Below are 23531 nucleotides of genomic sequence, written 5' to 3' on the forward strand. Positions count from 1 at the left end.
ACATATGTCAACTTTTTTATTTAAAAGAATGTATAGGCTTTCATAAGGTTGATTGATTAGAAATAAGCTAATTATTGAAAAGCTCCCATACAAGTTACTGCTTGTTTTGGGGGCTAGGAGCTATTGACCAATATTTGAATGAACACACAACTGGTCATTCTCTACAAGTAAAAAACTTATTCCTCTCATTTTTCGAGTGAAATAAGTTTTTTTGTTTTTTAAGTATTTGTTTAAGTTTGGTACAACGTTCTACTTGTTGATTGTATTTACAATCCCTTAGTCAAAAAAAGTAAACAAAAACATTACTTTTTTTAAGCAAAGTAAGCAATAAGTTTTCCTTCGTCTGGGTAATCACCATCCCACCCACAAGGAAAACCACCAGCCTTATAGATTCTAAAAATTTGTTCGTAAAAATTTTCAATCTCACCATTTATTGCACGATTTATTGCGCAGTTTCTCAAATCTACTACAACACTTTCAAAAAAATCACTATAAGAGTCCGTTATTTGACTTCTAAGACCATCAGCTATTAATCCAGTTAATTCATCCAAACCACTAGGTTTTTGGGAAGAATCTAATTTATACAACTTCCCTTTAACTTTTCCCATTTCAAGTTGTCTTATATCAGACCAAGTATATTCATCTTCACCGAAAACTTCAGTAATGGCTAGCCTTTTCGCCTCTTCATATTGATTAATTGTAACAATATTTTGAGGCCTCTCTGTTTTTGGAAAATCCATCATAGAATTTGAGAATTGAATAACCTCTTCAACCAAATTACTGTGTATTCCGTACTTCATAACTTATCAAACCACCTTTCCCACAAATCTATTGTTGCGCCCCCACCTCTGTCCCAAACAGGCTCACGACCTAGAAACAAAGGCGAAATTAATTTCGGATTGCTTTAGAGGGTAAGAGAACTAGCCTAAAACTTATCCTTTTATCTGTATAGGTTGACTGGTCGTCACCAAATGGTTTTCTCACACAATAATCCCTACTACGAATAGTTAAACGGCGATTAAAGTAACTTTCTTTGTCTACCTTCATTACTATAGTTGTTGTACTATCCTTATTAAAAGTTCAATTCATGTCCGCCGTCATCTTGCCTAGGTTCCTTTCAGCGGATAGCTGAACTTTATTATACTACCTCTTCTTGTTTTCTAAATAAACATAGAGTATCTAGTGCTTCGAAGATGTTATCTCCGAACCTGAATAATGAATATCCATTTTTTCCGTATACCTTCCCAGATTTCGAAATAAACATTATTAAATTTCCGCGACATGCTTCTCCAACTACAACAAGCGGCTCTTTTACTCGCGCCTCGAATTCCTTGAAGTCTTCTTTTTTATAATAATCCCCTACAGCTTCTTCAGGGCTAAAAATAAAGGTTTCCAAACTTCCATAGGGATGCTTAAATTTTATTCGATTCCACCAAATACGCTTAGTGCATCAATCACTGAATTGAATACTTGATACCCCATTGCTTCTAAAAACTTTACTGTTGCGGTTAAGTCAACCTCATTATTTGGTTTCCATCCTGCTTGTATTAGTATTTCTCTCGCATCATATGATAAGTTATCCATAAGCCTTATCCTATTTATTCAAAAATACTATTCATGAAAATCATTAATAAAATCAAAAAAGTCTTTTTACAGTTTTACATAGCTGGTAGTACTTCTCTTTACCTTTAAAGGTACTTACTAGTATATTTTCTATTTTTGATGCTGACCATAAAAGCTGATTGACCGTCTGAATTTCAGCACAATTTTCAATATGGCCATAGTTGGAAACTTTCATCGTCCTTGTACGGATTATTGGGGGCGTTTTTCGCTTTCTTCCTTGTTCCTTGTGCTATCTTAATTAAGTCAGGATGCAGTTCCGTTACCACTTGGATTGAATTGTCCCTCCCTAGCACCATTATAGCCAAATGTTATTTTAGTTTTTTTACCACCTATCGTCGTTATATCTATTGTAAATCGTTAATAAAATCTAAAAAAGTCCGCTGACAGTTAACACAAGGAGCTTTGTATTTTCCTTGTCCTGTAATAGTGCTGATTAATATACTTTCAACTTTAGCCTCAAAATGTAGCAGTTGAATTACTACTTGTATTTCCGCACAATTTTCAAAACTCTCTTTATGTCCAAGTTTATTTGAAGGCCAGGTGAACAGCTTTTAACATATGACCTTTCCAGTTAATCTATCAATTTCCTACATAATAACAGTGAACTACCCCACCGGTTTGTTGCGAAAAATGAGGTTAATTGATCTCCTCACTCTCCAAATTAGAACGGATAATTTCTCCTATTCTGATTTTGGGTATGCCAAAAAGCTCATTCCTACTCAAAATTCAAGTTGGAATAAGCTTTGGAGAATTTACCAAGTACTCAGTTAGTATAAATTTGCTTTGTAGTAAGTATTGAATAAATACAAACAAAATATTACAAATAATCCCATGATTCAATTTATAGAACTATATCTTGAAATCCGACTTCAGTTATTTCCTCATCCTCAATCTTTACAGCAAGTCCATGTTCTATTTCCCAAGTACAATTAAAAAGCAAACCGATTCTTCTAATACCATTTTTGCGTACTCTTCTAATGATTAATTGAGTAGGCTCAACTAGTTTTCCTAAGTCTTCTATATCTTTTATAACTGGAGCAATTTTATCTGCTTCCTCCTCTCCCACCATATCTCTATAATCCATATAAACTTCTTGGTAATGGTCAAAGATAGATTTCTCAGCTTCTGTCATTATATTATCCATATCGTTTAAAAAATTTATATATGCTTCTTTCTGAGCATCTTGAAATTCACCATCTTCATTTCCATCTATACTTAATATTACCATTCTCTTTTCCCCGAAGATTTTTATTTCCTGTTGTCCACTCCAGTACAAATCGTAAGAGATTTCTCCAAAGAGTTCATGATTAAGTCTATCCATACTATCATTCTCCTAACTTTTCTTTAATATTATGTTCCCCAACTCCACCCAAATGAGTGTATGTACCATTAATTTTACTTGGTACAAGATGCATGCTCTCAAGATCATTAAGTTCATGCCAAGTATATTTATTATCCTCTCTCCAATCAGCGACATCATCTGCAGTCCATTTTTTCTCTGGAGTCGACCATTTCTTTGCTAATAATTCATCAGCTTTAGCAAAGTTTTTCCTTCTGTCACTAGTCATGTTTTGAATCTTAACTTCACCTTTAGAGAAGGGGACAAAATCAGGCATTGCACTTTTATAGTTTACCCCATCAACGCCTGCTTCATCCAGATACTGTTTAACTTCAGGCTTCTCTGAAATAAACTTTGATTCTCCGCGTTCTCCTTCCCACTTACCTTTATTTACAGGTGTTCGTTTAAGTCTATCTTCATAAGAACTATACTTTGGAGTTACATCATACCCTTTTGTTATTTTAGTATCTTTACCTGTTCCATCAACCTTTTTCGCCGCGTTCTCTTCCATTTCCTTCATGACCTTGTTGTAATTCTTCTGCACATCCGTCTGTGGAAGTGGTCCGCTGTCCATCTTATTAACGTGCGGAACTGGCGCTCCGTTGGCTGTGGCCAACTTCCCGGGGCTGAGGCCGTCTGCCATTTTACTCAGCTGCTCATTGAACTTCTGCCCCAGTTTACTGCCGGCCTGCTCCAGCTTGGTTACAGCTTTGCCAAAGCCTGCCCCGACTGCATCTACACCTTTGCTAATCCATTGCGGTGTAACCTTGCTGCCTACCTTTTCCGCGAATCCGCCAATGGCCTTGCCTACTTTGGAATCCAGTACGCCTACGGTGACAAAACCCAATCCCGCGTCCTTTGCTACTGAGCCCCAGTTGATCTTTTCACCACTCAGCACCTGACTCGCTAGATTTTCCGCGGCATTTGTGACACCGCCGATCGCTGCTTTCCTCAGTAAGGTTCCTCCTACACCGAGAGGGCCAAAGATTGCTCCAGATACCGCCCCGATTCCCGCTTCTTTCAAGCCGGTCAGGGCATAGTCGCTGAAGTCGCTCACTTCCCCTCGGGCGATATCTGATGCGGCCAAGCTTGCTACACCCAAGCCACCCGCCAGCAGCGCTCCTCCGGCTACCGCTGCAATGACCACCGTACCCGCTCCAAGCGTCGCTACCGTAATGGCTGCTACCACGGCTACGGCTGCCACAACCGCCAAACCGCCCAAAATATTCATCCCCAGCTTGCCCCAGTTAAACGGTTCAGGGGGTGGCGGCGGTGGAGGTGGCTCGCCTTCCTTCGGTTCATCATCAAACGGCGGGTATGCAGTTCGGTCGCTACCGTCCGCCCAGACGTTTCCTCCCAACACGTGGTATTCGTTTTCTACCGAAAGCCCCGTGCTTCCTCCCGTTTGATACGCCATGACCTGGCTGGTTCCGTCAATAATGATTTTCTTCGGCGTATTCAGAATGATTTCTTGCTCTGCTTCTAACGATAACTTCTTGGGACTAGTTAATTCAATCCCAGTAGCATCGTCCAGACTCATCTGCAATGTCCCACCCGGATCACCCATGATATGGATGCGACCCGGTGCCATTTTCAGCTCACTTCCATGCTCCGTTCCAAAATATCGATCATTAGGATTACTCGTTTTCGCGCAACCGTCTCCATTTGTACGAACCGCACCCAAAATCATTGCTCTGGAACCAGACGCATCTGGAAAGTACAGGCTTGCCTGTGTTCCCACCTTCGGCATACTGTACATCGCACTTCCCGTTGGGGGAGCGAACGGATACCAATGCGGCTCGGATACCCCATCATCCTTATCAATCGCCAGCCGCAGCTTCACTTCCTCTCCCCGTACCGCAATGACCTCTCCTTCCAGTGAAATTCCGATTGTTTTGGGATTGGGGATGAAATCACTGCGAATGCCCTCTGCGCGGGCCAACACATAACTGAATAGCAAATGCCCCTTTTCCATGCGGCTTCGCAATTCAGTTACAATCATTATTTTCTGGCGAAATTGCACCTCGTCTCCAAGAGCATACCGTTCTCCGCTTTCAATCTCGTATTTGAAAAAGTCGGTATCATGTAGCCCGGCTGACGTTCCGCCTGCCCGCTGATAGCCCTTTAAATCCTTACTTGCCGTATATGGCGTATCCTTCCGAATTGTTCGCTGGGTGCCAGCAGGCATGCCGAAATACAGCTTCGGCGATGCGGACTCCCATATGTCGCTGACCACCACTGTATGTAAACGGCTCGCCATCCGTTTCATAAACTCCCAATCGGTTTCATCATACTGTAAAATGGCTTCGCCTACCGACTGCTCTCCGGTCTGGTACAAGACATCACTTCGCTCATAGCCTTGAGCAAGCTTATTCACTAACTGTTTATATGTTTGTTTTTCCTCAGGAAAAGACCGCTTTCTTTTGACAATATCCAGCTCAAATGAGCCACTGATTCCTTCCAGTGTAAGTGTATACACTCCATTATGGTTCTCAACTTCTACCGTATGGACGACACCCTTAAACAAGCTGACTTCCTCTTGTCCATTCTGCGCATACACATGTAGCTGATCCTCTGAGGTCGCATCCAGCGCAGCCGTGGCATGACTCGACTCCTTACAAATGCCTGTGAGTGTAATACGCCCATGCTCACCCGGCTTCCACTCGATCTGAACATCCTTTAAGACCTGAATGGGGTAGGGGGAATCTATTCGAATCTGATCATATCCTATCATGTTTTCAAACCTCCCTTCCAGCTACTCCTCCTGCTGGCCATTCGTATGAAATTCGATAAATCCATGATATAAACAAGTCTGAAATGAAGAGGTCGTCAAGGCTGGCTGGCCTTCCACCTTCGTCTGTTCTTTTGTGTTTTTCCACTTATCCGTCAGCATCGGCAGGCATGGCTTCCCTGAGATTGTAGAGCCATCTTCGGCGATCAGATATATAGTCTCGGCACTCGGCTGTTCCGGACTGTTACAAATACCAAAATGAGGGACATTCTCAGGAAAATAATCTCCTTCATTCATCATGGGTTTACCGTTAACATAAGCCCCGTGGCTGTTCGGCAAATTGATCTTTCGAGGATGGGTCCCGCAAGTGCAACGCATACAAGCCCCCCGTACGACATAATACTCATTGTCTGACATGTGCCCTTTCCCTCCCTATTTCACCTGAATTTGCTCCAAAGCGATCCCGGTATAATCACGCCGCAGTATACTTTCCGCAATGTCCAAACGGACGATGATCATCGGGATAGCACTCTCCTGGATTCTAAATATCTTGTGGCCCCGAATAGCATCTGCACGTAATACCAGCTTTCTAAGCACACTTTGATCTAAATTCCATTCGCTTTCTGGATGTACTGCTGCAAGCCGCTCCACAAAAGGAATATAGTAATTCTTCTGTATCCTCTGTTCGATCTGAGTAAGTATCGTTAATTTCATAGGCATCTCCGGCACATAGGCCTGGACAAGGCGTTTTAAAGCATCTGAAATGAGTGGGATGGGACCTTCTAGATAATCAATAAAAATACTTTCTGCATCTGCCTTCACGTGAAACATCAATGGCTTGACAATATCCTCCGGCTGCAAATCATACAGCTTCCACGGATCAATCGTTTCCATCACCTTTTGTAGCACAGGAACATGGGTATACCGCACATCCTGTTTTAAGAGGAAATAATCCATGAAGATTCCCCCTTTCGTGTCTCAGCTCCCTCACTACGCGTAAAACGGCACAATATTTCGCTATCATCTCGATACTCTCCAGCAAATATCGTGCATACATTTGCTTTTGGCATCCTTTCTAACGAAGGGGAAGCGATAAAAACTGGCATCTGGCTTTTCAAGAACTCTACAGTGAGCAGATGGTATTTGACCGCCTCAATTTGTTGAATTTGTTCAATATCCATCGTCGAGATCTTACGGGCATAATCTGATTTAAGCTTTTCCAGCTTAGTCATACGATTGAACAGAGGCTCGAAAACAAAGTCTGCCGACCATTCCACAGCGCATTCAGTCTCATCCAGAAACCAATTTTCATCATAGGCATCTAGACGATAAACCGCTTTATTTTTCACAACACGAGTTCTGAGCAAGGAGATATAAATATATCGAATATCCCCCTTACGACCTTGCTCGTGCTGAAGGGTAGCGAGCTGGCATAGCGACTCTAGAGCTGTTATAAGCTCGTCTTCAATGGCTTGCTGGCGCGTCAGAAAGTTGTTTTCAATAAGAGCCAAATCATGTATCCATTCCGTAAATACGTGCTTTTCCAGCAAATCCTGCAACGCAGCATCCCGATCCATGAGCTTCATTCAATGTTCACCTTACCCCCGGTTAATCTCACATCGTCCATGATGTCGAGTTTGGCTCCGGATTGAATAAAACTTACGCCTTCTTTCCCCTCCATAATAATTTTCGCTCCCCCTGTAATTTGGATATCTTCCTGAGCAGACAGGGTTATTTTTTTGTTACTATTAATTTCGATCCCGCCTTCATCCGTGAGACGCATGAGCATTTGCCCACTGTTGATAATTTCTACTGCACCAGGCTTGAAAACGACTTGTTTGCCGTATTTGGTGCTGATACTTTTAACCGCAGGATCACTTCTTTTAACAGGATCAGAGGAGGCAAGATCGACAGAACTGGCGGCAAAAGCATGCTGCTCCCGTTCATCCGGAAAGTACAGACGGATTTGATCCCCTGCTTCCGGCATAACATACCAGCCGCTGCCATCAGGAGAAGAATAAACCGTAGAATAGGGAAACCACATAGCCCCGGATGCACTCGAGCCTTGATCAATTTCCAGCTTGATTTTCACTTTTTCTTTGGAAATATCAATTACCTTGCCAAACAGAGAGGCTCCTGAAAGATCATAGGCATAGACGGTTGGGCATTTTAACCCATGTGCATCCCGTAAAATGTAACGATTAACGATCAGATTTCCTTCTGTGGTCGTCTCCGCCCTAGCTATGTAAAGCGTTCTTTTATGAAAAATGACGGAACTACCGAGTTCTAGCACTTTGTTGCTGGTCACTTCATAGCTCAAGCTGTTAGACTCGCCATATTCCGGCAATCCGTTACGGGACATGAGCTTGTGCTCCTTCAAGTCTTTTTTTATGGAATAGTTATGTTCGTTCAGCGATTGAGGGGCACTAGAATGGGGGACACCAATCACATATTTCAGTCCTTGTTGCATCGTAATTGGAATTAAAGCAGCATGTAGCCGAGAAGCAATTCTTTTGACAAAGGCCCAGTCCGTTTCATTATATTGCACTAATAATTCACCGATAGCTGCGCCATGAGAAGCCTCATCAATCACTTCTGCATCAGTATATGAACTTGTAACATGCGAAAACAGTTTGTTATACGACTCTCCTGTTTTTTGGAATGAACGACGTTTAGGGCGAATGTCCATCATTAAGGTTTCACTGCTAGCCTCAATCGTAAGCTCGCGTACTCCGTTTACAGCTTTTACAGCAATATTCGTGACGATTCCCTGAAAAAACCGGATCTCCTTGCCTTCACTTTTTAAGAAGACTTCGATGTGCTCATCTTCATCTGCTTTTTCTACGTATTGATCCAGCTTGTCCTCCGAAACAATTCCACGTATGCAGAAGCTCACATGTTCGTTTAACTGTTTAATGAGATGGATACTTAATACACGCTGAAACTGATAAGGGGCCACCTGTACATCTGCCGTGGTGTAAATGGGGTTACTCATTCATATCCCTCCTTTTCTGCCTCGTCAACCGTTTGAATGGTGCGTATCATCTGTAGGGCGACATCCCGCCATTCAGCATACTGCTTATACGGACAACAAAATGTTCCCATGACCGTCTTTCCTTCCAGCTCAAAGTAGAACATATTGTGGTAGATGGGCTGGTCCAGCGCAGGACTTTTAAAGTCAAAATAGCCAATCTGCTTACCATGTACCTCTTCTATTTTTTCTTCATAAAATACATGGGCAGGATTCATATTTTTCATCATTGCCTTCATGCCAGAAGTGAGCTGTTCCACCCATTCATCTTGTAGCGTCTGGTCCACCCGATTCAGGGTAACATCCACACTGCCCAAATCATTCGTCAAAATCATTTCTGGACGTTGCTCATGAGGATATTTAATCTTTTGCAAATGCTTGGGCATTGGACTAAAGATAGAGGGGACATGCATTTTCAGCCGATCCTTAAAGAAAGACCGCTCTTCAAACACATAGGATTGACCGTCAATGATTATGGGTCCTGCTAAAATATTGTTAGGCCTCTTCAGCTTCTCCATCTCACGGAGCTGATCCAAAATCTTTTCATCCTCATATTTCATAATCCACACTCCTCTACCTGATTTTCTAATCCACAATCATCCGTCCGGCTCCGCCGCCCTGCCAACGGCCTGCTGTTCGTTTTCCACGTCCGGCGCCTTCTAGAATAAGAACTAGCTGTCTATGCAACTGAGCATGAGAATAATCTCTGTATTCCGCACCATTTCGGTTTGCGATGTAATGCTGAATGGACTCCCTGTCTACGGCTTCTGAGTTCAGGCATATGAGGGCAAACATACAATCCATCGGATCGGATGCACCACTTTTAAGCAGCTCGGATGCGAAGTAGCGCATCGTCTCCGGGCGCAATGTACTCTGCTTCAAACCCGCGAAAGGAGCATGGATATCACTCCATGTATTGAATTCCGTTGCCATGTCGGCAAAATCCTGATAATCCGAGCGAAGCACGGCTCCCTCTTTGAGTTTGAATCGGCCTAACTCCATCTTATCCAGACCGATCTCTGCCTCATCCTCCAGCACGATATCTGCATGATGGGCTGTGAAGTCCGGGCGGTCTGTTTGTTCCAAAAAGAGCAGCTTCAACACCGACAGCCGCCCTGTGGCCGCATACGGCACTTCCTGCTCCTGCTCCAGCAGATACAATCTACCCTTGTGCTTCACGATGCCTCTATCAATGGTCAGCGTGTACTCCCCGACAGTTACGTTCATCCCTGTAATGATGCCATCCGAAAAATCCTGATACCGGATATCGAGAAAGCTGCGGGGGTAGTCCCGCAGGTTCTCTAGCATCTCGGTTTTGAGAATACGGCCTTTCTCGAACTTCGGAACGATATGGGTTAACATGTGGTTTCCTCCTCTCTGTGCCGATTTCGGCACAAGTGTCGCCCGGCACCTCAGTAATGACATTGCGTTCGCAACGTTATGCGCCAGCCGGATCGCTCTGCGACGTCATTACTGCTCTTCTTTATTCAAGGGAACGGACAACCGATTCACACCGGGTGCAGGAGCCGGGACAGGCATCTCTGTCAGCGATGGATTTTGCTTAATATACTCAGAGTAGTCCAGCCAATTTTTGTTCACCACATAGGTACGAGCGATTTTGTCATGCAGCGCCTGCTTTTTTTCAGTGAAAGCTGCCATGATATACCCTACAAATATAGTGACTAAGCTAATGATTTTACCCCAGTAGCGGGCGTTGGCCCGTCCGAAAGATATTTTTTCATTATTTTCATCCACAACGACAATCCCCGCAGCCAGCTTGCCGACCGTTCCTCTGCATTTTGATGATTCCATGATGGTGTGGTAAAGCCAATCCAATAAAAGAGGGCCAAAAATAATAATAGCTCCCAAAATTCTCACCGACACATCGTCTAAGTGTGAAACAAACTCCAAAAAATTCGGCATTTTTACGAACGCAGAGACAAACCCTATCGTCACAAACGGCAACGTATCAATCAAACGAATAGTCACAAATAAAATAGTATAATCTAGCAAATGGGCTAAAAATCTTTTCCAAAAACCAGCGTACATCCTGCTGCTCCTCCTGTTTAAAGCCTGCTGTTCATCAGAATCTTTGAATCTGTGTGCCAACCTAAATGTTACATTCCAGCTCCGCGCCCAGCCTGCTCACGAAGGATATAATTCAGCTCGCGTTTGTCCACAACATAGGTACGAGCAATCAGATCGTGGAGAGCCTGTTTTCTCGCCGTAAAGGCTGCCATAATAAAGCCAGCGAACAAAATGATAACTGATAGAAGCTTACTCCAGTAGCGGGCACTAGCACGTCCAAAGCTGAGCTTGTGATTAAACTCATCTACTACAACGATGCCGAGAGCCAGCTTGCCCACCGTGGCTTTGCATTTGGATGATTCCATAAGCGCATAATATAGCCATATAGCTCCCCAATTCAGCAAGGTCTGTCCTATTATTTTCATGGTAACAATAGAAGACGATCCGTCTGAGAGCAAAGAGCTTTCTGCCGGAGACGGTACCCAATCCCCTAAGGTTCGAATTACCAACCAGATCAATCCAAATATTAAAAATACAAACCATAGAATAAGGCCATCGATGATATAAGCCAAAGTTCGTTTCCAAAAACCTGCATACAGCACGTTATCCCCTCCAAGTGTTGTGTACTTTTCTGTTTTCAGCATTTTGCAAAACCCTTAATTTACTATTTCGTGCCGTCAAAGAAATCCAGCTCGGAGAGATCATTCTCGAAGGCAAAAAAGTGTTTGGGACCCAGATGCAGCAATTCATCTCGGCGAGTAATCGGGACTACATAAAAGCCCCAGCGGCTATCCCCGACAAAAACAAAATATTTCGTTTCCCCATTACGGATGGAGTCCGTATCATCCTGCGGGATATCTCGCCCATACAGCACGGCAATTTCCTCATACGGCATGGGTTCAAAAGCTTCTGGCCGACTACGGTACACATGGCGCTGACGCAGCTTACCGCCGTCGGCCGTCAGGAAGAACTCCACCTCAGCCGCATGAGACGGCCGGGAAATAGAACCGCGTACCCGGTTGCTTTCCAAACTCGCAATCAGCTCCTTTTCGCGCCCCGTATGCGTCCATGCGCTGACTGTGTACGGAATAGCCGGAATGTGATTGGTAATGACAGGCTCAATCGTGCCCATTTTTTTAGCGTTCAGATAGCGGATAGCCCCGCGCAGACAGGCCATTTTCAACTCAGGTACCCGGCTGAGGTCCTCTGCCTTTTGACGAAACTCGATACTACGCCCCGGTACAAATTCCTTGAGTGCTTCGCGAAATACGTCAATCCGGCAGGATTGCCCGGTTAGCTTGATAATCGAATAATCCTGCAAGCGTCCCTCCAGATAAAACTCATCCAGGAACTTGCGCACAATATTGTAGATGTCCGCCTTCAGAAGCTGCTGTATCTCCCGAATGTTAAACACCACATCAGGCAAACCATATTCATCACGAAACCGTCCGTTCTCGATGACTGAAACCAGCCAACGGTCCATCACTGCAATGTTCAGGTCGCTTTCAGCAGATAATACCTGCTCGGATTCGAAGCGGCTGCGCAAGATCCCCGTACGTAGAAAAAATTCCTTTTTCATATTTTCTGCCGCGCTCCACAATAGATGAAAATTACTCAGTACCCGCTGATATTCATCCCGTGTAGCATGCTCATACTGTTTGAACGCGGTAGGCAAGATGGCCTCTGCCTCTCGGTAGCGCTCCTCCAGTCCCGCATATACAGCATCTACACCAAACTCATCCACATGACGGTACAAATCTCCCGAAGGAATGCCGATCAGGGCATCAATATCGGTGTCAGGCAAACGCGTCTCGGCAGCATAATAACCTGCAAATACAATTTTCATAAACTGCATAATCCGATACGTCAGATTATTGCCACCAAAATTGGTATCCCCGTTTTCATATGTTGTGTGAATATCCAGCTTGTAAGCAATACGTCCGTCCTCAATTCGGAATCGGCAGGAAGACAAATCTGTCGTGCCTCCACCACAATCAATGACAAGTGCCTGATATTCTTCACCATCCGCAAAAGTCCCTCGTTCCATCTGGTCTGCCAGCGTGTTGTACAGCACAGCCAACCCTTCGTCCAGGGCATCCTCCGCTTCAATCCGGTAATCAGGCAAAATATCACTAAACATCTCTATAAACTGGGGCTGTAGCTTGACCGGAGCAGAAAAGTGCAGGTTGCGGAACCGACACTTAAATTGCTGCTCGGCTGTAGCAATCACATAACGGATAAAAGCAGCTAAAATATCATTGCGGGAAGCAGTTGCTGTATTCCCCTCGGAATCCATTAATTCCTCGATTCGCTTATAATCGTTGACCCACCGCTTGATCCCCCGCAATACTGTTGCACGGCTGCCTGCCACGTCAGATCCACGTAGTGCATCCTCCCCAAATACATAAAGGATATGTTCTGGATTGGAGCAATCTGCGACGCGAATAGCAGTCGGCAATACTTCGATCCAGTCGCCTTCTGCTCCTTCTGGGCCGGGGAATGACACATAATTGATGGCGTTCAGCCTTACTGTGCTGCTCATACCTGTATCAGGAGCCGTAACGTAGGAGCTATCCAAATAAGCACCTGCTGTGGTGTTCGAGGTGCCAAAATCAATCGCAAGTACCGCATCTGTTGTTTCCGTGCCCCGAATGATCAGCTCTGCCACCGGAACCCGGTGACCTTGAAGCTTCAGCGGCAGCATCGGCTTATCTCCATAGTAGAGGTTATAAAAATATTCTGATTCCTGTCTTCGCAGAAACAGCAGGCTATAACTATGATTGGACGTCTCTCGCAGTTCAGCATCACGATGACGAGAAAGATAATATACGCCTGTTCGTGTCTCATCCTTCACCAAGTTCAAAACACCGCACAGTTCTCCTGTTGCATTCACCAGCAGCACATTAGATGAGCTCAGCCAAGGCAAATCGGATTCAATCCGGTAGTTGTCCATACGACCTGTGCGTACACCCTGATACAGCGTGATTTTGGCGGGAACCCGGATGCCGCTGCTCTCCTGCCGACGGTCGTTCCAGTTTCGCTGTAGTGCCGATTCCATGCGTTCAAAGCCGCCAGGATTCGGCCTTGTGATGAGTAAATGCTCTTCCGCGCTCCGAAATCGCAAAATCACGCGAATCAACTCTTCACGTGCCAGGCGATTGGCAAAGCCCTCGACCAGTCGTTCCTTATCGCATATTCCGCGTAACTGAAAGGTCGTCATTTGCTCCAATTCCGCCCGCGTGTATTTCGCCGTGAAGCGTATGCTTTTTCGATCGGTGAGCGGGTCTAGCAACCTGTATGTATAGGGTCCGTTCATCGTTCACATGTCCTTTCTTAGCCATTTAGCCTTAATAGAGGGCGATAGCGTCTATTTTCATCGTAGGATCTTCCTCTAAAATGCCGAAATGACTTGTCCAATACAATTCCGTCGTAAAACGTGCCGGAAGAAACAAATCCAGAATCAAATCCACTTTAATCCGTGACAATGGTGTCTCCTCTTGGCCGATATAGATGAGTAATTCGTCTTTTTCCTCACAATTGGTGTAAATGATTGAGCGATGAAAGACGCGCCGCATCGTTTCTTTTAGCAGATGTACGGCTTCTCCCGTTTCATACAGGCGCAGCAATCCTTCAGCAATCGCGTCCTGATCCTCACGGTTTAATTGTCCAAAGCCTTCCTTTACCTTCGGGCCAAAAATGCCCTCTGCAATATCACGCTGAACAAACCGGATATGGTACTCCCGCCGATTCATCCCTTGATACAAGTCCATTTCCGCCAGGAAATGCATCATAATATCAAATAGCGATTCTCTCAGCTCTAGATACTCTTCAGCATCCGGTGGAAACAGATCCCGAAAAATAGAATAAAAGCGGTAGTACGGATTGATTTCCACTACCTGCTCCAAATGGGAAGTATTCAACTCTGCCAGACTAAGCTCCATATACGGAGAGTAGCTGACAGCGGGTACGAAGCGGAATTTATCTACATCCAGCCCCTGTTCCCTCGCGCGCATGAGCAAATCCCAGACGTAATTCACACCCATTCTCCTTCACACTTGTACTCCGGAAAATACATCTGCACTTCTGATACTAGAAAGCTCATTAAATCGGATAAAATATACGCAGGCGCGGTGGGCAAAACATCGTCAGAACCACGTCTGAACCCCAAACGCATGATCTGCTTGCCTTCCTCTGTCCGTACGTTATCGCTGACAAACGGATTTAACGGATACGTCTGGGTTTTGGTTAAAAGGTTGCTTACATCATTTCTCCCTGCACCTCCCCAGATGTCTACACGTTCCAGCTCAAGCCCCTGCGCTGCTTCAAACGAGTTTACGATGCGCATGATTTCCGCTTTGGCACGGACAATCACGGCCTGTTTTCCTGCATAGCGGCCCAAAAAGCTGTCCTGTCGCCGATTGGACAATAACGGATAAGTCTGACGACTAAGTCTCGTTGTAACAGGCTTCGTAACCTTCAACACATTCCATTCGCCAGACTTATCACGTGGTGTGACAATCGTCAGTTCCTCTTCTGTACGCTTGATATACCGGATATCGCCTTCAGTCCCGTCAATCAAGTAACCATGCTCAGGACCTGTTTTTCGCAAAGGTAGCACATGCTCATAATTCACACGATCCATAGCGGGTATAGGAAAGCCGCTGTTCTTTAGAGATAGCCTTTCAATGTTCCAAAGCGGAAAAACGTCGCCCTTCTTAAAAACGTCGAATTCCTCCAATGAAATTGTAATTTCATGAATTTCTTCATGGGCGGCCGGCTCGCCGTCTCCACCAATCAATACACAGTCCACAAACTTATAAGCGTACGGGTGATTAATTGTTTTCCACGGCATGCCATTTTGCATAAACGTGTGATATAACTGCTCAATCTCTAAAATATAAGAACGGTTATGCTCCAGACGAAAACGAATCGGATAATTGCCGGTTTCCGTGACCAACATTCCTGAGAAAATTCGCTTGCTGCGCACCAGTGCTGAGATTCGTTCGGTCTCCATCTCAAGGAAAAGCGTAAACAGCGGCATCGATCCGCCTTCGCGTACCACCTCTGCCACATGGCTGATGTCAATCTGCTTTTCCTCCGTATCAGACGGTAACACAGGGTATAAAAATTCATGAATCGGGTCATAGTCCTCACGTGATGTCAATGACACGTACACATCAATCTTTTCTTCCGTATTCTCAATTTCCTCAAATACCCGCCGTTCTAGCTGGCGGGTCATTTCTTCCTGATATTCGACGAGGTTCATAAATACCCCCGCCATCATATTTTTCAATAAACGTCTCTGCTCCAAATCGTCCATCTTGCTCAAACGGTCCTGTACCAGCTCTTTCACGACGTCTCACTCCTTTCGGCTCCAGCTTCATTGAACATGAAAACTTAACTTCCGTTCGCAGCAGCCCGATCTTGGTTCTCTGAATCAGACGCCCCTTCTGCTTTAGAAGCGGAATCAGCAGTTCCTTGTTCTTTGCTGGTGCCCGCCTTGGCCGAAGAGGCATTTCCATCGCCCGTACCGCTATTTTTTGCCGCTGAAGAGACTTCCTTCTTCGCGGGTGTAGTTCCCGCTGAAGCCGTTGGCGTAGCCTTCGTTTGCGATTCTGCAGCAGGGGTTGCAGCAGCGGAAGCTGTAGCATTACTCGCTGCGTCCCCTGCGTCCGTGTCGTTCAACGCTCCGTCAGACAATCCCAATCCAGCAGGAAGCTGACCGTTTTTCTGCTGCTCAGCGCTCTGCTTTTCCTCCGCCTTGGCTATGCTCCGCTCCAATGCCAGAACACTTTCGAGCTTATCGATCTCCTGATAAATTTCCTGTGCCCCGCTATAGGCATCAATGGCTCCTTCATAATCGAGATCCTTCATCATCCGATCTCCTTTAGCCTGAAGCTTGCCAGCTTGAATCTCCTTGAGCTGCTGCTGAATAGCTGTCAATTTATCGTTGGCCTCGGTAATTTTCTTCTCCAGTTCTTTTTGCGCAGACGTATAACCGGATTCCATCGCAGCCTTATTTGCTTTTTTATACAGCTTGAGTGCATTCGTGTAATCGCCGCCCTGAAATTTCAAATCTCCGTCCTTCATCCAGCTCGCCGTCTCAGCATAGCTGTCCAGTTGGTCGATTTTATGCTCAATATCCTTCACATTGAAAGGCGGGTACAGACCAGCGCTTTTCCGTGCTTTCTCGTAGCTGGCTTCAGCTTTGGTAAAGTCCGCCTTTTCCACGTAGCCGTCTCCGTCAACCAGCAATTGAGACAGTTTCTGCTCGGCTGTATACATTCGTTTGTGAATTTTATCGTTAATTTTAACTGCCGCGTTTTTCGCTTCACTGTAGGACTTGAGTGCCTTCGCATAATCTCCTGCCCTGGCATAATCATCCGCGGCCTGAGCCGATTCGACCATCGTTTCCAGCGCAGCCGCCTTGTTCGCTGCCATACGCGCCAGTGTAATCCATGCTCCCCCGCCCACGATTACAAAGGCGAGCAACGCAATCAAAATCCGTTTGATCAGCTTACGGCGGTTTTTAGGCTTTTCCTGAAAAACTTTATTTACATAAATGGCCGCAGCCGTGTAATTATTCACCGTCCGGTGCTGTTTGCTTAGCAGAACCTCTTCCAATGTGTCCGTCAGCATGACCGGGTCCTTCGCTTCCTCCAGCGCCCCCAGCATTTCCGCCAGCTCGACGTCCTCCCACATCCCTGATGTGGCAAGCAGGATTACATCTCCATCTGCAAGCTGGGTCTTTTTGGCGTAATGGGCATGAACTCCATTCGGATTTCCCAAGTATTCCAGCAGATTACCTCGTTCCTCATGTGTGCTGGTCGCTTCGTCTGGAATGCGTCCATCATCTGCCAATGACTGAGCCAGACTATGATCCTTGCTGCGAAAATTAAGCCTTCCATTGCGAAAATGATATAGCCGCACATTACCGCACGAAACGTACACCATTTTGTTGTAGTTGGTCACTACCATCAGCAGACTGGCTTTGAGCCGAACACGACGGCTTTCAAATTGCAGCCATTCCTGCGCTTCACGCAGATCTCTCATCAAGCGCCGCTTGGACATGGAAGGCTTCTCCATGAAATTTTCCAGCACCGTTTTGACAACCATTTCTGCGCTGCGCAGCTCCTGATCCGAATCCAGACCGTCTGCGAGGACATAACAGGCCATGTCGTCCGTCTCCATGAATGCAAAATAGTCCCGGTTGTCTATGTAAGAGCCCGCTTCCGACACAAAGGCGGTACTAAAATCGCTGTTGTCCTTGCGCATCGCTACCCCCGTCTTTCTTGTTTCATCCTATCGCCAAAATAAGTACTGTTGCATTATCCTGACTTTTAAAGCCTTTATCATTAATGGCGTCGATCATGGCATCCGCTGTTTCCTGCGGTGTTCCATCCTTGCGCATAATCTCTTCCAATTCAATCTCCGTCAGCGCCTCCTGAATGCCATCGCTGCACAGCAGCACATGATCGCCCGAATACAGACGAATCGGTGCACTCCCCAGTTCCATGCTCTCAAAGCCCTCATAGCCCAAGTAGTTGACCAGTTGATTGCGCACTGGACTCGTTTTGGCTTCCTCCGAGGTCATTTGTCCAGCAAGCACTCGTTCCTCCAGCAGTGTTTCTGCTGTATGCTTGGAATTGACTGTTTGGAAATGACCATTACGGTAAATCGTAATCAGGCTGTCACCCACCGCTCCGTAATGCAGCTGATATCCGCACACAATGACCGCAGCCAGCGTCGTTCCTCCACCCTGTCCATTCAAATTTTGCAAAATGCCGCGATTGCTTTGAGTTGCCGCTTCTGCAAAATATCCGTTCAAATTCGTTGCATCTTCCAGCTTGGCAAATGCCTTTGTAAAAGTCGTCACAGCCAAGGTACTGGACATACGTCCATTGGCCAGTCCACTAATACCGTCTGCGACAACAGCCAGCGTACCGACAGGTGTCGTCATACTGGAGAAATAATCATCCTGCTCGCTCCGGCTCCCGATCGTTTGACCATTTCCGATTTCAATTCCACTTACGGTACGGCTGCCGGAACTTCGCGTCAGTCGTATACGGATCATGAGAAGAACAGCGAATAGTACCGCAGCTCCACTTACAACAAAATAAGGCTGCATATCGTTACCTCCCTGCACCATTGCCCAATTCCATCCTAGTTTTCGTTATCCCACTCAAAATGGGCGCCACACAGCGGGATAAAGATAAATTTGCTGTGTCCCAGCTGAATCACGTCATAGGCAGCCAGCTCTGCTGGTGAATATACCGCCTCGTTATTGTGGTACGCCAAACCTGATGAATCGCCTGGCAGCAAGTAAAAGTTGCGTTTCTTCGGATCATACACAATGACCGCATGATTTCTGCGAGAAATCGTGTTGTCCCCGATAATGCGGACATGCATTTCTTCTGCGCGTCCAATAAAGTTCTTCTCCGCCATAATGCGATAGTCCTGACCCACTTGTGCTCCTTCGATGCATACCAGCCATCCAGTTACCGGATGAATCCCCACCGTCTCACCCAAATACGGCATTGTTTTGTCATTATCTCCCGCGACGTTTGTTTTCGCTGCTGGCTCCGCGCTCTTGGGTGCAGCTATATTTACTACCGTGTTGCAATAAGGACACGTATTTCCGTGCTTTCGTGTACTGAACATGTGTCCGTTCGGGCATCTTGTCAAACTCATAGTCGGTTCCTTCCCCCATTGTCATGATTGTCTTTTCAGCGATCTGAGAATTTTGCAGCATCCTCATCTATTTAACGAGCACCCTCGTATTGGCAATATATAATAAGTCACCTGAGTAAATCCGGTATGGCTCACCGCTTTCCAACTTCTTGGTTACACTTTCGTTGGCAGACCGCAAGCCTGTACCATTACCGGAATCCACATCCTCTACAAACCAGTCGCTATTCACCCGGTTGAGTACCGCATGTTCCACACTTATCAGGGAGGCATAATCTGTACCTGCCAAATCAATATCCGCCTCCGAACGTGACGTCGTTTTGCCGATTAAGAGCGACGTTTCGCCTTCGATATACCATTCTTTAATGGACTCGCCCTCTTCATCAATCAACACCAGCTTGGCAATCCGCTGACGTTGTGCCCTTGACTTGGCCACAGGTACAACGGACACCAGATTGCGCAGTATGTATACAAGCACGCCGATTCCAATACCTGTCGCGACCACGGTTTTCAAACCGCTGTAGCCTGTACGATTAAACACATAAAAGGCGATCGCCAGCATCAGCCCGAACATGGCAACATCTATGATGAAAACCCATCTGTTCTGCGCCGTTTTCACTGCTTGCTTCCCCCATTTCTATCCTGAAATCATCATTTTTTACGAATACCAAAAAATTGGTTAAACATCGCTGAGGTATCCGTCGGATCACCGGATTTTTTCGTTTTTTTCCCTGGTGAGCCTTCCTTCGTTTTCGGATGAAAACCAAAAAATTGCTCAAAATCAGTTCCTATGTCAGCTGGATTGAATCCTTTGGCTGTCGTACGCGCACCACCGGAAGATGTAGCCCCTCTCCCTCTCTCTTGCTGTTCCCCGCCAGCTCCCTCAGTTTTTCGGATGAGCTCGGCATCGTATGCCTGCCGCAATGCTTCGTCACGCAAGGTATTGTAAGCCTCGTGAATCAGCTTGAACTTGCGCGTTGCTTCCTCGCTTCCCTGGTTGGTATCAGGATGATACTTTTTGGCCAGTTTACGGTAAGCCTGCTTAATCTCTGCCTCCGAAGCATCCCGGCTGACACCGAGCAGCTCATAGTAGTTGGTCATTGTGTGATGTTCCCCTCTCCGAAAAAAATAAATATTAAGAGACCCGTAGGCCTCTTAATATTTATCCACCCTGCACTTGTGTGCCGGGTGAGTGTGTGTTTAAGCTGCACTTAACGTGAAGACGTTAAGCTTAAACCGGATATCCGCCGTCGATTGTAGCCAGCTCGGTTTTGTCTTTCTTTTGTTTGATGTAGAGTGTAAATGCACCTACACCTTCTGTGTCGCCGAAGTGCTCGTTGTAGTCTACAACGAAAGCATTCGGGAAGTGGATTTTACGCACAACTTGATCAGCTGCGATAACTTCCAATGTTACTTTACGGTAGCTGTCTGCTTTTTCAGCAGGAACCAGAGACCACAAAGCCAGTTTCAGCGTGTCATCCGCGCTGTCACCGTCTACTGCTGTGATGATTTTGCCGCTGATGCGCAGCGTGGAGCCTACGTCAGTGGAGCGTGCATTGGAATCGTCCGGTGTATCGGTGTCATAAATAACCGTTTGGATGTTATCCAAGCCCAGCTCAATTGTTTCTTGTCCTTCTACTTTCAATCTGAATCCCATGTGTGTTGCCTCCTTGAAATTAGGTAATATGATGGCGGAAGAAGCAGAGCTTCTTCGCGATTTATGTATAAAGGCGGTTCTGGAAAGAAACGCCTCTAACATCTTTCGTAGGGCTCGGATCATGATTTGACCGAGCTGGTTCCTTTAGTGATCATGACTTCCAGGTTCTTCACATTACCGTTGAAGACCAGGTCGATATGGCACATATTGCTTTTCTCATCAATAATGAAGCTCATATCGTCTCCGTCCTGAATGATCGAGTTAACAGATCCTCTGCTGCTCAGCCACTTGCTCTTCTGGCTGCTCGGATTGTTACTGAAGAAGCGGACGATATTTTCGTGTTTGAAGTCCCCTGTCTGGTAGCGCAGAATACGTTCAATATACGTGCTGACCAGCGTCTTGTAGATGGAGTCAAAACCGTCCTCGGACATCGCCATGCTTCTCGCCTTGTAGACGGTAATCCGGCGGATATCCTTATCCTGGATCTGTGCATTCTCCGACGAGAATACAAAGCCGAAGTTTTTACGGTTGATGGCATCCTTGATCGTGTTAGTGAAACCGGTGATCTCCTTGGCCATCGTCGTTACCGTGCGCAGACTGTTGTCTCCTGCTTCGATGTCGAAGCGTACGCCAGGGAAGTTCTTATTGACCGTTTTGAACGTCTCACGCAGGTATTCAGGACACTGATAGGAAGCGACCAACCCGGCGGCAACGTAGGCTGCACCTACATAAACGCCCTCGATCCACAGCTTGAGAATATCCTCTTTCTCCTTAGAGAGCTGTACACCATCTTCGGTCTGTAGCATTTTGCTGTCGATAATGACACCCGATTTGTCCTTCGGAATAATCGTAAAGTTCGGTACACAAGGAATTGCAAATTCGCTATATTCTCTGCGAACGAGACTGGCGCATTTATCGACATATTTATCGATGCCTGCTGTTGCCATACTGTTGAAAGTCGTTTCTTCACCGGATTCAAAATTAAAGAACATTTGAATTTTGTAATCCTTCACGACTTGCAGCAGCATCGAGAGCGATTCCATAGAATTTCCGCCCTGCTTAACGACCTTCTCGTTGCCCTTGAAGCGTTCACGTGAAACCTTTACCTTACCGGCTGCTTCCAGCTCGACGGATGGAACGATACCGAACCAGATCGTGTCGCTGAATTCATTCTTAGCATTCACAGTGTTCAGGTACGTTTCCAGGCGCGGGATATTGCTGCTTTTTACCAGCATGTCCAGCTTGTTGTTCGCCACCAGCATTGTCGGCAGCATGCCTTTGCTCTTCGTTGCATATTGATCGAAGAACATTTTGACACCGAGAATTTTTTCCACAAGCGGCTTAACCGCCTTTACGAAATCGTCCTTGGCATTTTTATAGAACTCCAGATACGTGTTGTAGTTCTGAACCTCAACTGCTGTATCCACCTTGGTCTGAACAGCTGGCAGTGGCACAAACGTGCGAACTACCAAATCCTTCACATAATCAGAAGGCGTATCTGTGATAGAGTTATAATCTTCTTCGAATACTTGAGAGAGATCGCCAGTGCTGTTCTCATCCAACAACATCAGCTCAGTGCTGTCACTCTTCGGCGCTTCAATAATTTTCAGTTCGCCGCTTTCCCCAATGGAGAGCATGCCCACCTGAATCAGTTCACCGGAGTTTTCCTCTTGCGCGCCACCGAGCAGAAGGCGGGTTTTGATGTCCTCAATTGCCAGTGGGAGCATAGCCATAACGTTGTTGTAGTTTTGACTCGCTTCCTCGAACATGCCATTCAGCTTGTCACCCATGTCAAGTTTCTTCGGGTCACCATCATCCAGCTTGTCGTATTCACCGTACATATAGTGAATTTCTTTGCGGACTTGGCGAATATCATCCATGACCTTTTTCGGTGAAATCATATCCAGCAGATTTTCAAATTTGAAATCTACATTAGTGATTCCTTGACTCCGCTTGGTATCGATGAGCGTAAACAACATTTTCAGAAAGTCATTACTTTGATTTACACGAATTTCAGAAATGCTATCCTCATCAATTCCTTCTGGCTTTTTAAGGGTGTAGACGACTTTTTGATTGGCCGCGTTAAAAAACGAATACACGGTCGGCGAAAACTTATCCAAAAATTCGTCAAAGCTGCGCACCAGAAGGTGCTGATTAATTTCCTTGATCTTCTCATCGCTCAAGCTGTCAATACCCTTCACATCACCTACTATGGTGATCAGGTCCAGCTTTTCCGGGTTAATCTCTTCAAAAAGCATTGTCCGGTTGGTTTGATAAATGATTTCCATCGCTGTCGGCAAATGAATAAAGTATGAGTTATAGGTCCATTGCTCCATATACGGACACGGGATGTCCAATTTGAAACGGACGAATACTCATTTTTAGTTCTTTTGCCTCCTCCCCCCTACTTAACATTTAAATTCGTCAAAGGATT

At 45.7% G+C, this 23531-nt stretch carries 23 protein-coding genes; all 23 read right to left on the reverse strand.

The window, feature by feature from the left end; genetic code table 11:
* Positions 1–311: 311 nt before the first annotated feature.
* Positions 312–800 (reverse strand): hypothetical protein, encoded by a 489-nt coding sequence (locus tag MKY35_RS19175; protein WP_342444562.1) that lies wholly within the window; start codon positions 798–800, stop codon positions 312–314.
* 338 nt (positions 801–1138) lie between these two features.
* Positions 1139–1396, reverse strand: coding sequence for an SUKH-3 domain-containing protein (locus MKY35_RS19180; protein ID WP_342444563.1), 258 nt, complete (start codon positions 1394–1396; stop codon positions 1139–1141).
* A gap of 23 nt (positions 1397–1419) precedes the next feature.
* On the reverse strand, positions 1420–1584 hold the full coding sequence (locus MKY35_RS19185; RefSeq protein ID WP_342444564.1) for an SUKH-3 domain-containing protein: 165 nt from the start codon (positions 1582–1584) through the stop codon (positions 1420–1422).
* Between the two features lie 880 nt (positions 1585–2464).
* Positions 2465–2944 (reverse strand): hypothetical protein, encoded by a 480-nt coding sequence (locus MKY35_RS19190; protein ID WP_341163429.1) that lies wholly within the window; start codon positions 2942–2944, stop codon positions 2465–2467.
* Between the two features lie 4 nt (positions 2945–2948).
* Positions 2949–5696 (reverse strand): HNH endonuclease, encoded by a 2748-nt coding sequence (locus MKY35_RS19195; protein ID WP_342444565.1) that lies wholly within the window; start codon positions 5694–5696, stop codon positions 2949–2951.
* A gap of 21 nt (positions 5697–5717) precedes the next feature.
* Positions 5718–6110, reverse strand: coding sequence for a DUF4280 domain-containing protein (locus MKY35_RS19200; RefSeq protein WP_342444566.1), 393 nt, complete (start codon positions 6108–6110; stop codon positions 5718–5720).
* Between the two features lie 15 nt (positions 6111–6125).
* Positions 6126–6650 carry a hypothetical protein gene (locus tag MKY35_RS19205; protein WP_342444567.1) on the reverse strand — a complete coding sequence of 175 codons (525 nt, stop codon included), beginning with the start codon at positions 6648–6650 and terminating at the stop codon, positions 6126–6128.
* On the reverse strand, positions 6632–7279 hold the full coding sequence (locus MKY35_RS19210) for a hypothetical protein (protein WP_342444568.1): 648 nt from the start codon (positions 7277–7279) through the stop codon (positions 6632–6634). Before MKY35_RS19210 ends, MKY35_RS19205 begins: the two co-directional genes overlap by 19 nt.
* A complete protein-coding gene (locus MKY35_RS19215; protein ID WP_342444569.1) occupies positions 7276–8688 on the reverse strand; it encodes a phage tail protein in 1413 nt (470 codons plus the stop codon). The genes MKY35_RS19210 and MKY35_RS19215 overlap by 4 nt, the downstream gene beginning before the upstream one ends.
* Positions 8685–9284: a hypothetical protein gene (locus tag MKY35_RS19220; RefSeq protein ID WP_039272935.1), complete on the reverse strand. Its 600-nt coding sequence runs from the start codon at positions 9282–9284 to the stop codon at positions 8685–8687. The genes MKY35_RS19215 and MKY35_RS19220 overlap by 4 nt, the downstream gene beginning before the upstream one ends.
* Before the next feature lie 25 nt (positions 9285–9309).
* Positions 9310–10086: a DNA and RNA helicase gene (locus MKY35_RS19225; RefSeq protein ID WP_342444570.1), complete on the reverse strand. Its 777-nt coding sequence runs from the start codon at positions 10084–10086 to the stop codon at positions 9310–9312.
* A 108-nt stretch (positions 10087–10194) separates the two neighbouring features.
* Entirely contained in the window at positions 10195–10773 is a 579-nt protein-coding gene (locus tag MKY35_RS19230; protein WP_342444571.1) for an RDD family protein, read from the reverse strand.
* A 68-nt stretch (positions 10774–10841) separates the two neighbouring features.
* Positions 10842–11354 (reverse strand): RDD family protein, encoded by a 513-nt coding sequence (locus MKY35_RS19235; RefSeq protein ID WP_342446673.1) that lies wholly within the window; start codon positions 11352–11354, stop codon positions 10842–10844.
* Between the two features lie 62 nt (positions 11355–11416).
* Positions 11417–14068 carry a molecular chaperone gene (locus tag MKY35_RS19240; protein WP_342444572.1) on the reverse strand — a complete coding sequence of 884 codons (2652 nt, stop codon included), beginning with the start codon at positions 14066–14068 and terminating at the stop codon, positions 11417–11419.
* A gap of 31 nt (positions 14069–14099) precedes the next feature.
* Positions 14100–14789 carry an iron-dependent peroxidase gene (locus MKY35_RS19245; RefSeq protein ID WP_134902813.1) on the reverse strand — a complete coding sequence of 230 codons (690 nt, stop codon included), beginning with the start codon at positions 14787–14789 and terminating at the stop codon, positions 14100–14102.
* Entirely contained in the window at positions 14786–16105 is a 1320-nt protein-coding gene (locus MKY35_RS19250) for a hypothetical protein (RefSeq protein WP_029515678.1), read from the reverse strand. Before MKY35_RS19250 ends, MKY35_RS19245 begins: the two co-directional genes overlap by 4 nt.
* A gap of 44 nt (positions 16106–16149) precedes the next feature.
* Entirely contained in the window at positions 16150–18027 is a 1878-nt protein-coding gene (locus tag MKY35_RS19255; RefSeq protein ID WP_342444573.1) for a serine/threonine protein phosphatase, read from the reverse strand.
* Between the two features lie 22 nt (positions 18028–18049).
* Entirely contained in the window at positions 18050–18880 is an 831-nt protein-coding gene (locus MKY35_RS19260) for a protein phosphatase 2C domain-containing protein (RefSeq protein WP_342444574.1), read from the reverse strand.
* A gap of 35 nt (positions 18881–18915) precedes the next feature.
* Positions 18916–19443: an FHA domain-containing protein gene (locus tag MKY35_RS19265; protein WP_028542470.1), complete on the reverse strand. Its 528-nt coding sequence runs from the start codon at positions 19441–19443 to the stop codon at positions 18916–18918.
* 67 nt (positions 19444–19510) lie between these two features.
* Positions 19511–20059 (reverse strand): FHA domain-containing protein, encoded by a 549-nt coding sequence (locus tag MKY35_RS19270; protein ID WP_069012493.1) that lies wholly within the window; start codon positions 20057–20059, stop codon positions 19511–19513.
* Between the two features lie 32 nt (positions 20060–20091).
* Positions 20092–20541, reverse strand: coding sequence for a DnaJ domain-containing protein (locus MKY35_RS19275; protein WP_340956512.1), 450 nt, complete (start codon positions 20539–20541; stop codon positions 20092–20094).
* 130 nt (positions 20542–20671) lie between these two features.
* Entirely contained in the window at positions 20672–21097 is a 426-nt protein-coding gene (locus tag MKY35_RS19280; protein WP_013311475.1) for a hypothetical protein, read from the reverse strand.
* A gap of 119 nt (positions 21098–21216) precedes the next feature.
* Positions 21217–23385: a hypothetical protein gene (locus tag MKY35_RS19285; protein WP_023989860.1), complete on the reverse strand. Its 2169-nt coding sequence runs from the start codon at positions 23383–23385 to the stop codon at positions 21217–21219.
* Between the last annotated feature and the right edge of the window lie 146 nt (positions 23386–23531).

Origin of the sequence: Paenibacillus sp. FSL L8-0638, from assembly GCF_038593075.1 — a bacterium.
GTDB lineage: Bacteria > Bacillota > Bacilli > Paenibacillales > Paenibacillaceae > Paenibacillus > Paenibacillus polymyxa_D.

Coding starts and splice junctions, on each gene's coding strand:
- MKY35_RS19175 (WP_342444562.1), bottom strand. CDS start 800: ATGAAGTACGGAATACACAGTAATTTGGTTGAAGAGGTTATTCAATTC.
- MKY35_RS19185 (WP_342444564.1), bottom strand. CDS start 1,584: ATGGATAACTTATCATATGATGCGAGAGAAATACTAATACAAGCAGGA.
- MKY35_RS19190 (WP_341163429.1), bottom strand. CDS start 2,944: ATGGATAGACTTAATCATGAACTCTTTGGAGAAATCTCTTACGATTTG.
- MKY35_RS19195 (WP_342444565.1), bottom strand. CDS start 5,696: ATGATAGGATATGATCAGATTCGAATAGATTCCCCCTACCCCATTCAG.
- MKY35_RS19200 (WP_342444566.1), bottom strand. CDS start 6,110: ATGTCAGACAATGAGTATTATGTCGTACGGGGGGCTTGTATGCGTTGC.
- MKY35_RS19205 (WP_342444567.1), bottom strand. CDS start 6,650: ATGGATTATTTCCTCTTAAAACAGGATGTGCGGTATACCCATGTTCCT.
- MKY35_RS19210 (WP_342444568.1), bottom strand. CDS start 7,279: ATGAAGCTCATGGATCGGGATGCTGCGTTGCAGGATTTGCTGGAAAAG.
- MKY35_RS19215 (WP_342444569.1), bottom strand. CDS start 8,688: ATGAGTAACCCCATTTACACCACGGCAGATGTACAGGTGGCCCCTTAT.
- MKY35_RS19220 (WP_039272935.1), bottom strand. CDS start 9,284: ATGAAATATGAGGATGAAAAGATTTTGGATCAGCTCCGTGAGATGGAG.
- MKY35_RS19225 (WP_342444570.1), bottom strand. CDS start 10,086: ATGTTAACCCATATCGTTCCGAAGTTCGAGAAAGGCCGTATTCTCAAA.
- MKY35_RS19230 (WP_342444571.1), bottom strand. CDS start 10,773: ATGTACGCTGGTTTTTGGAAAAGATTTTTAGCCCATTTGCTAGATTAT.
- MKY35_RS19240 (WP_342444572.1), bottom strand. CDS start 14,068: ATGAACGGACCCTATACATACAGGTTGCTAGACCCGCTCACCGATCGA.
- MKY35_RS19255 (WP_342444573.1), bottom strand. CDS start 18,027: ATGCGCAAGGACAACAGCGATTTTAGTACCGCCTTTGTGTCGGAAGCG.
- MKY35_RS19260 (WP_342444574.1), bottom strand. CDS start 18,880: ATGCAGCCTTATTTTGTTGTAAGTGGAGCTGCGGTACTATTCGCTGTT.
- MKY35_RS19265 (WP_028542470.1), bottom strand. CDS start 19,443: ATGAGTTTGACAAGATGCCCGAACGGACACATGTTCAGTACACGAAAG.
- MKY35_RS19275 (WP_340956512.1), bottom strand. CDS start 20,541: ATGACCAACTACTATGAGCTGCTCGGTGTCAGCCGGGATGCTTCGGAG.
- MKY35_RS19280 (WP_013311475.1), bottom strand. CDS start 21,097: ATGGGATTCAGATTGAAAGTAGAAGGACAAGAAACAATTGAGCTGGGC.
- MKY35_RS19285 (WP_023989860.1), bottom strand. CDS start 23,385: ATGGAAATCATTTATCAAACCAACCGGACAATGCTTTTTGAAGAGATT.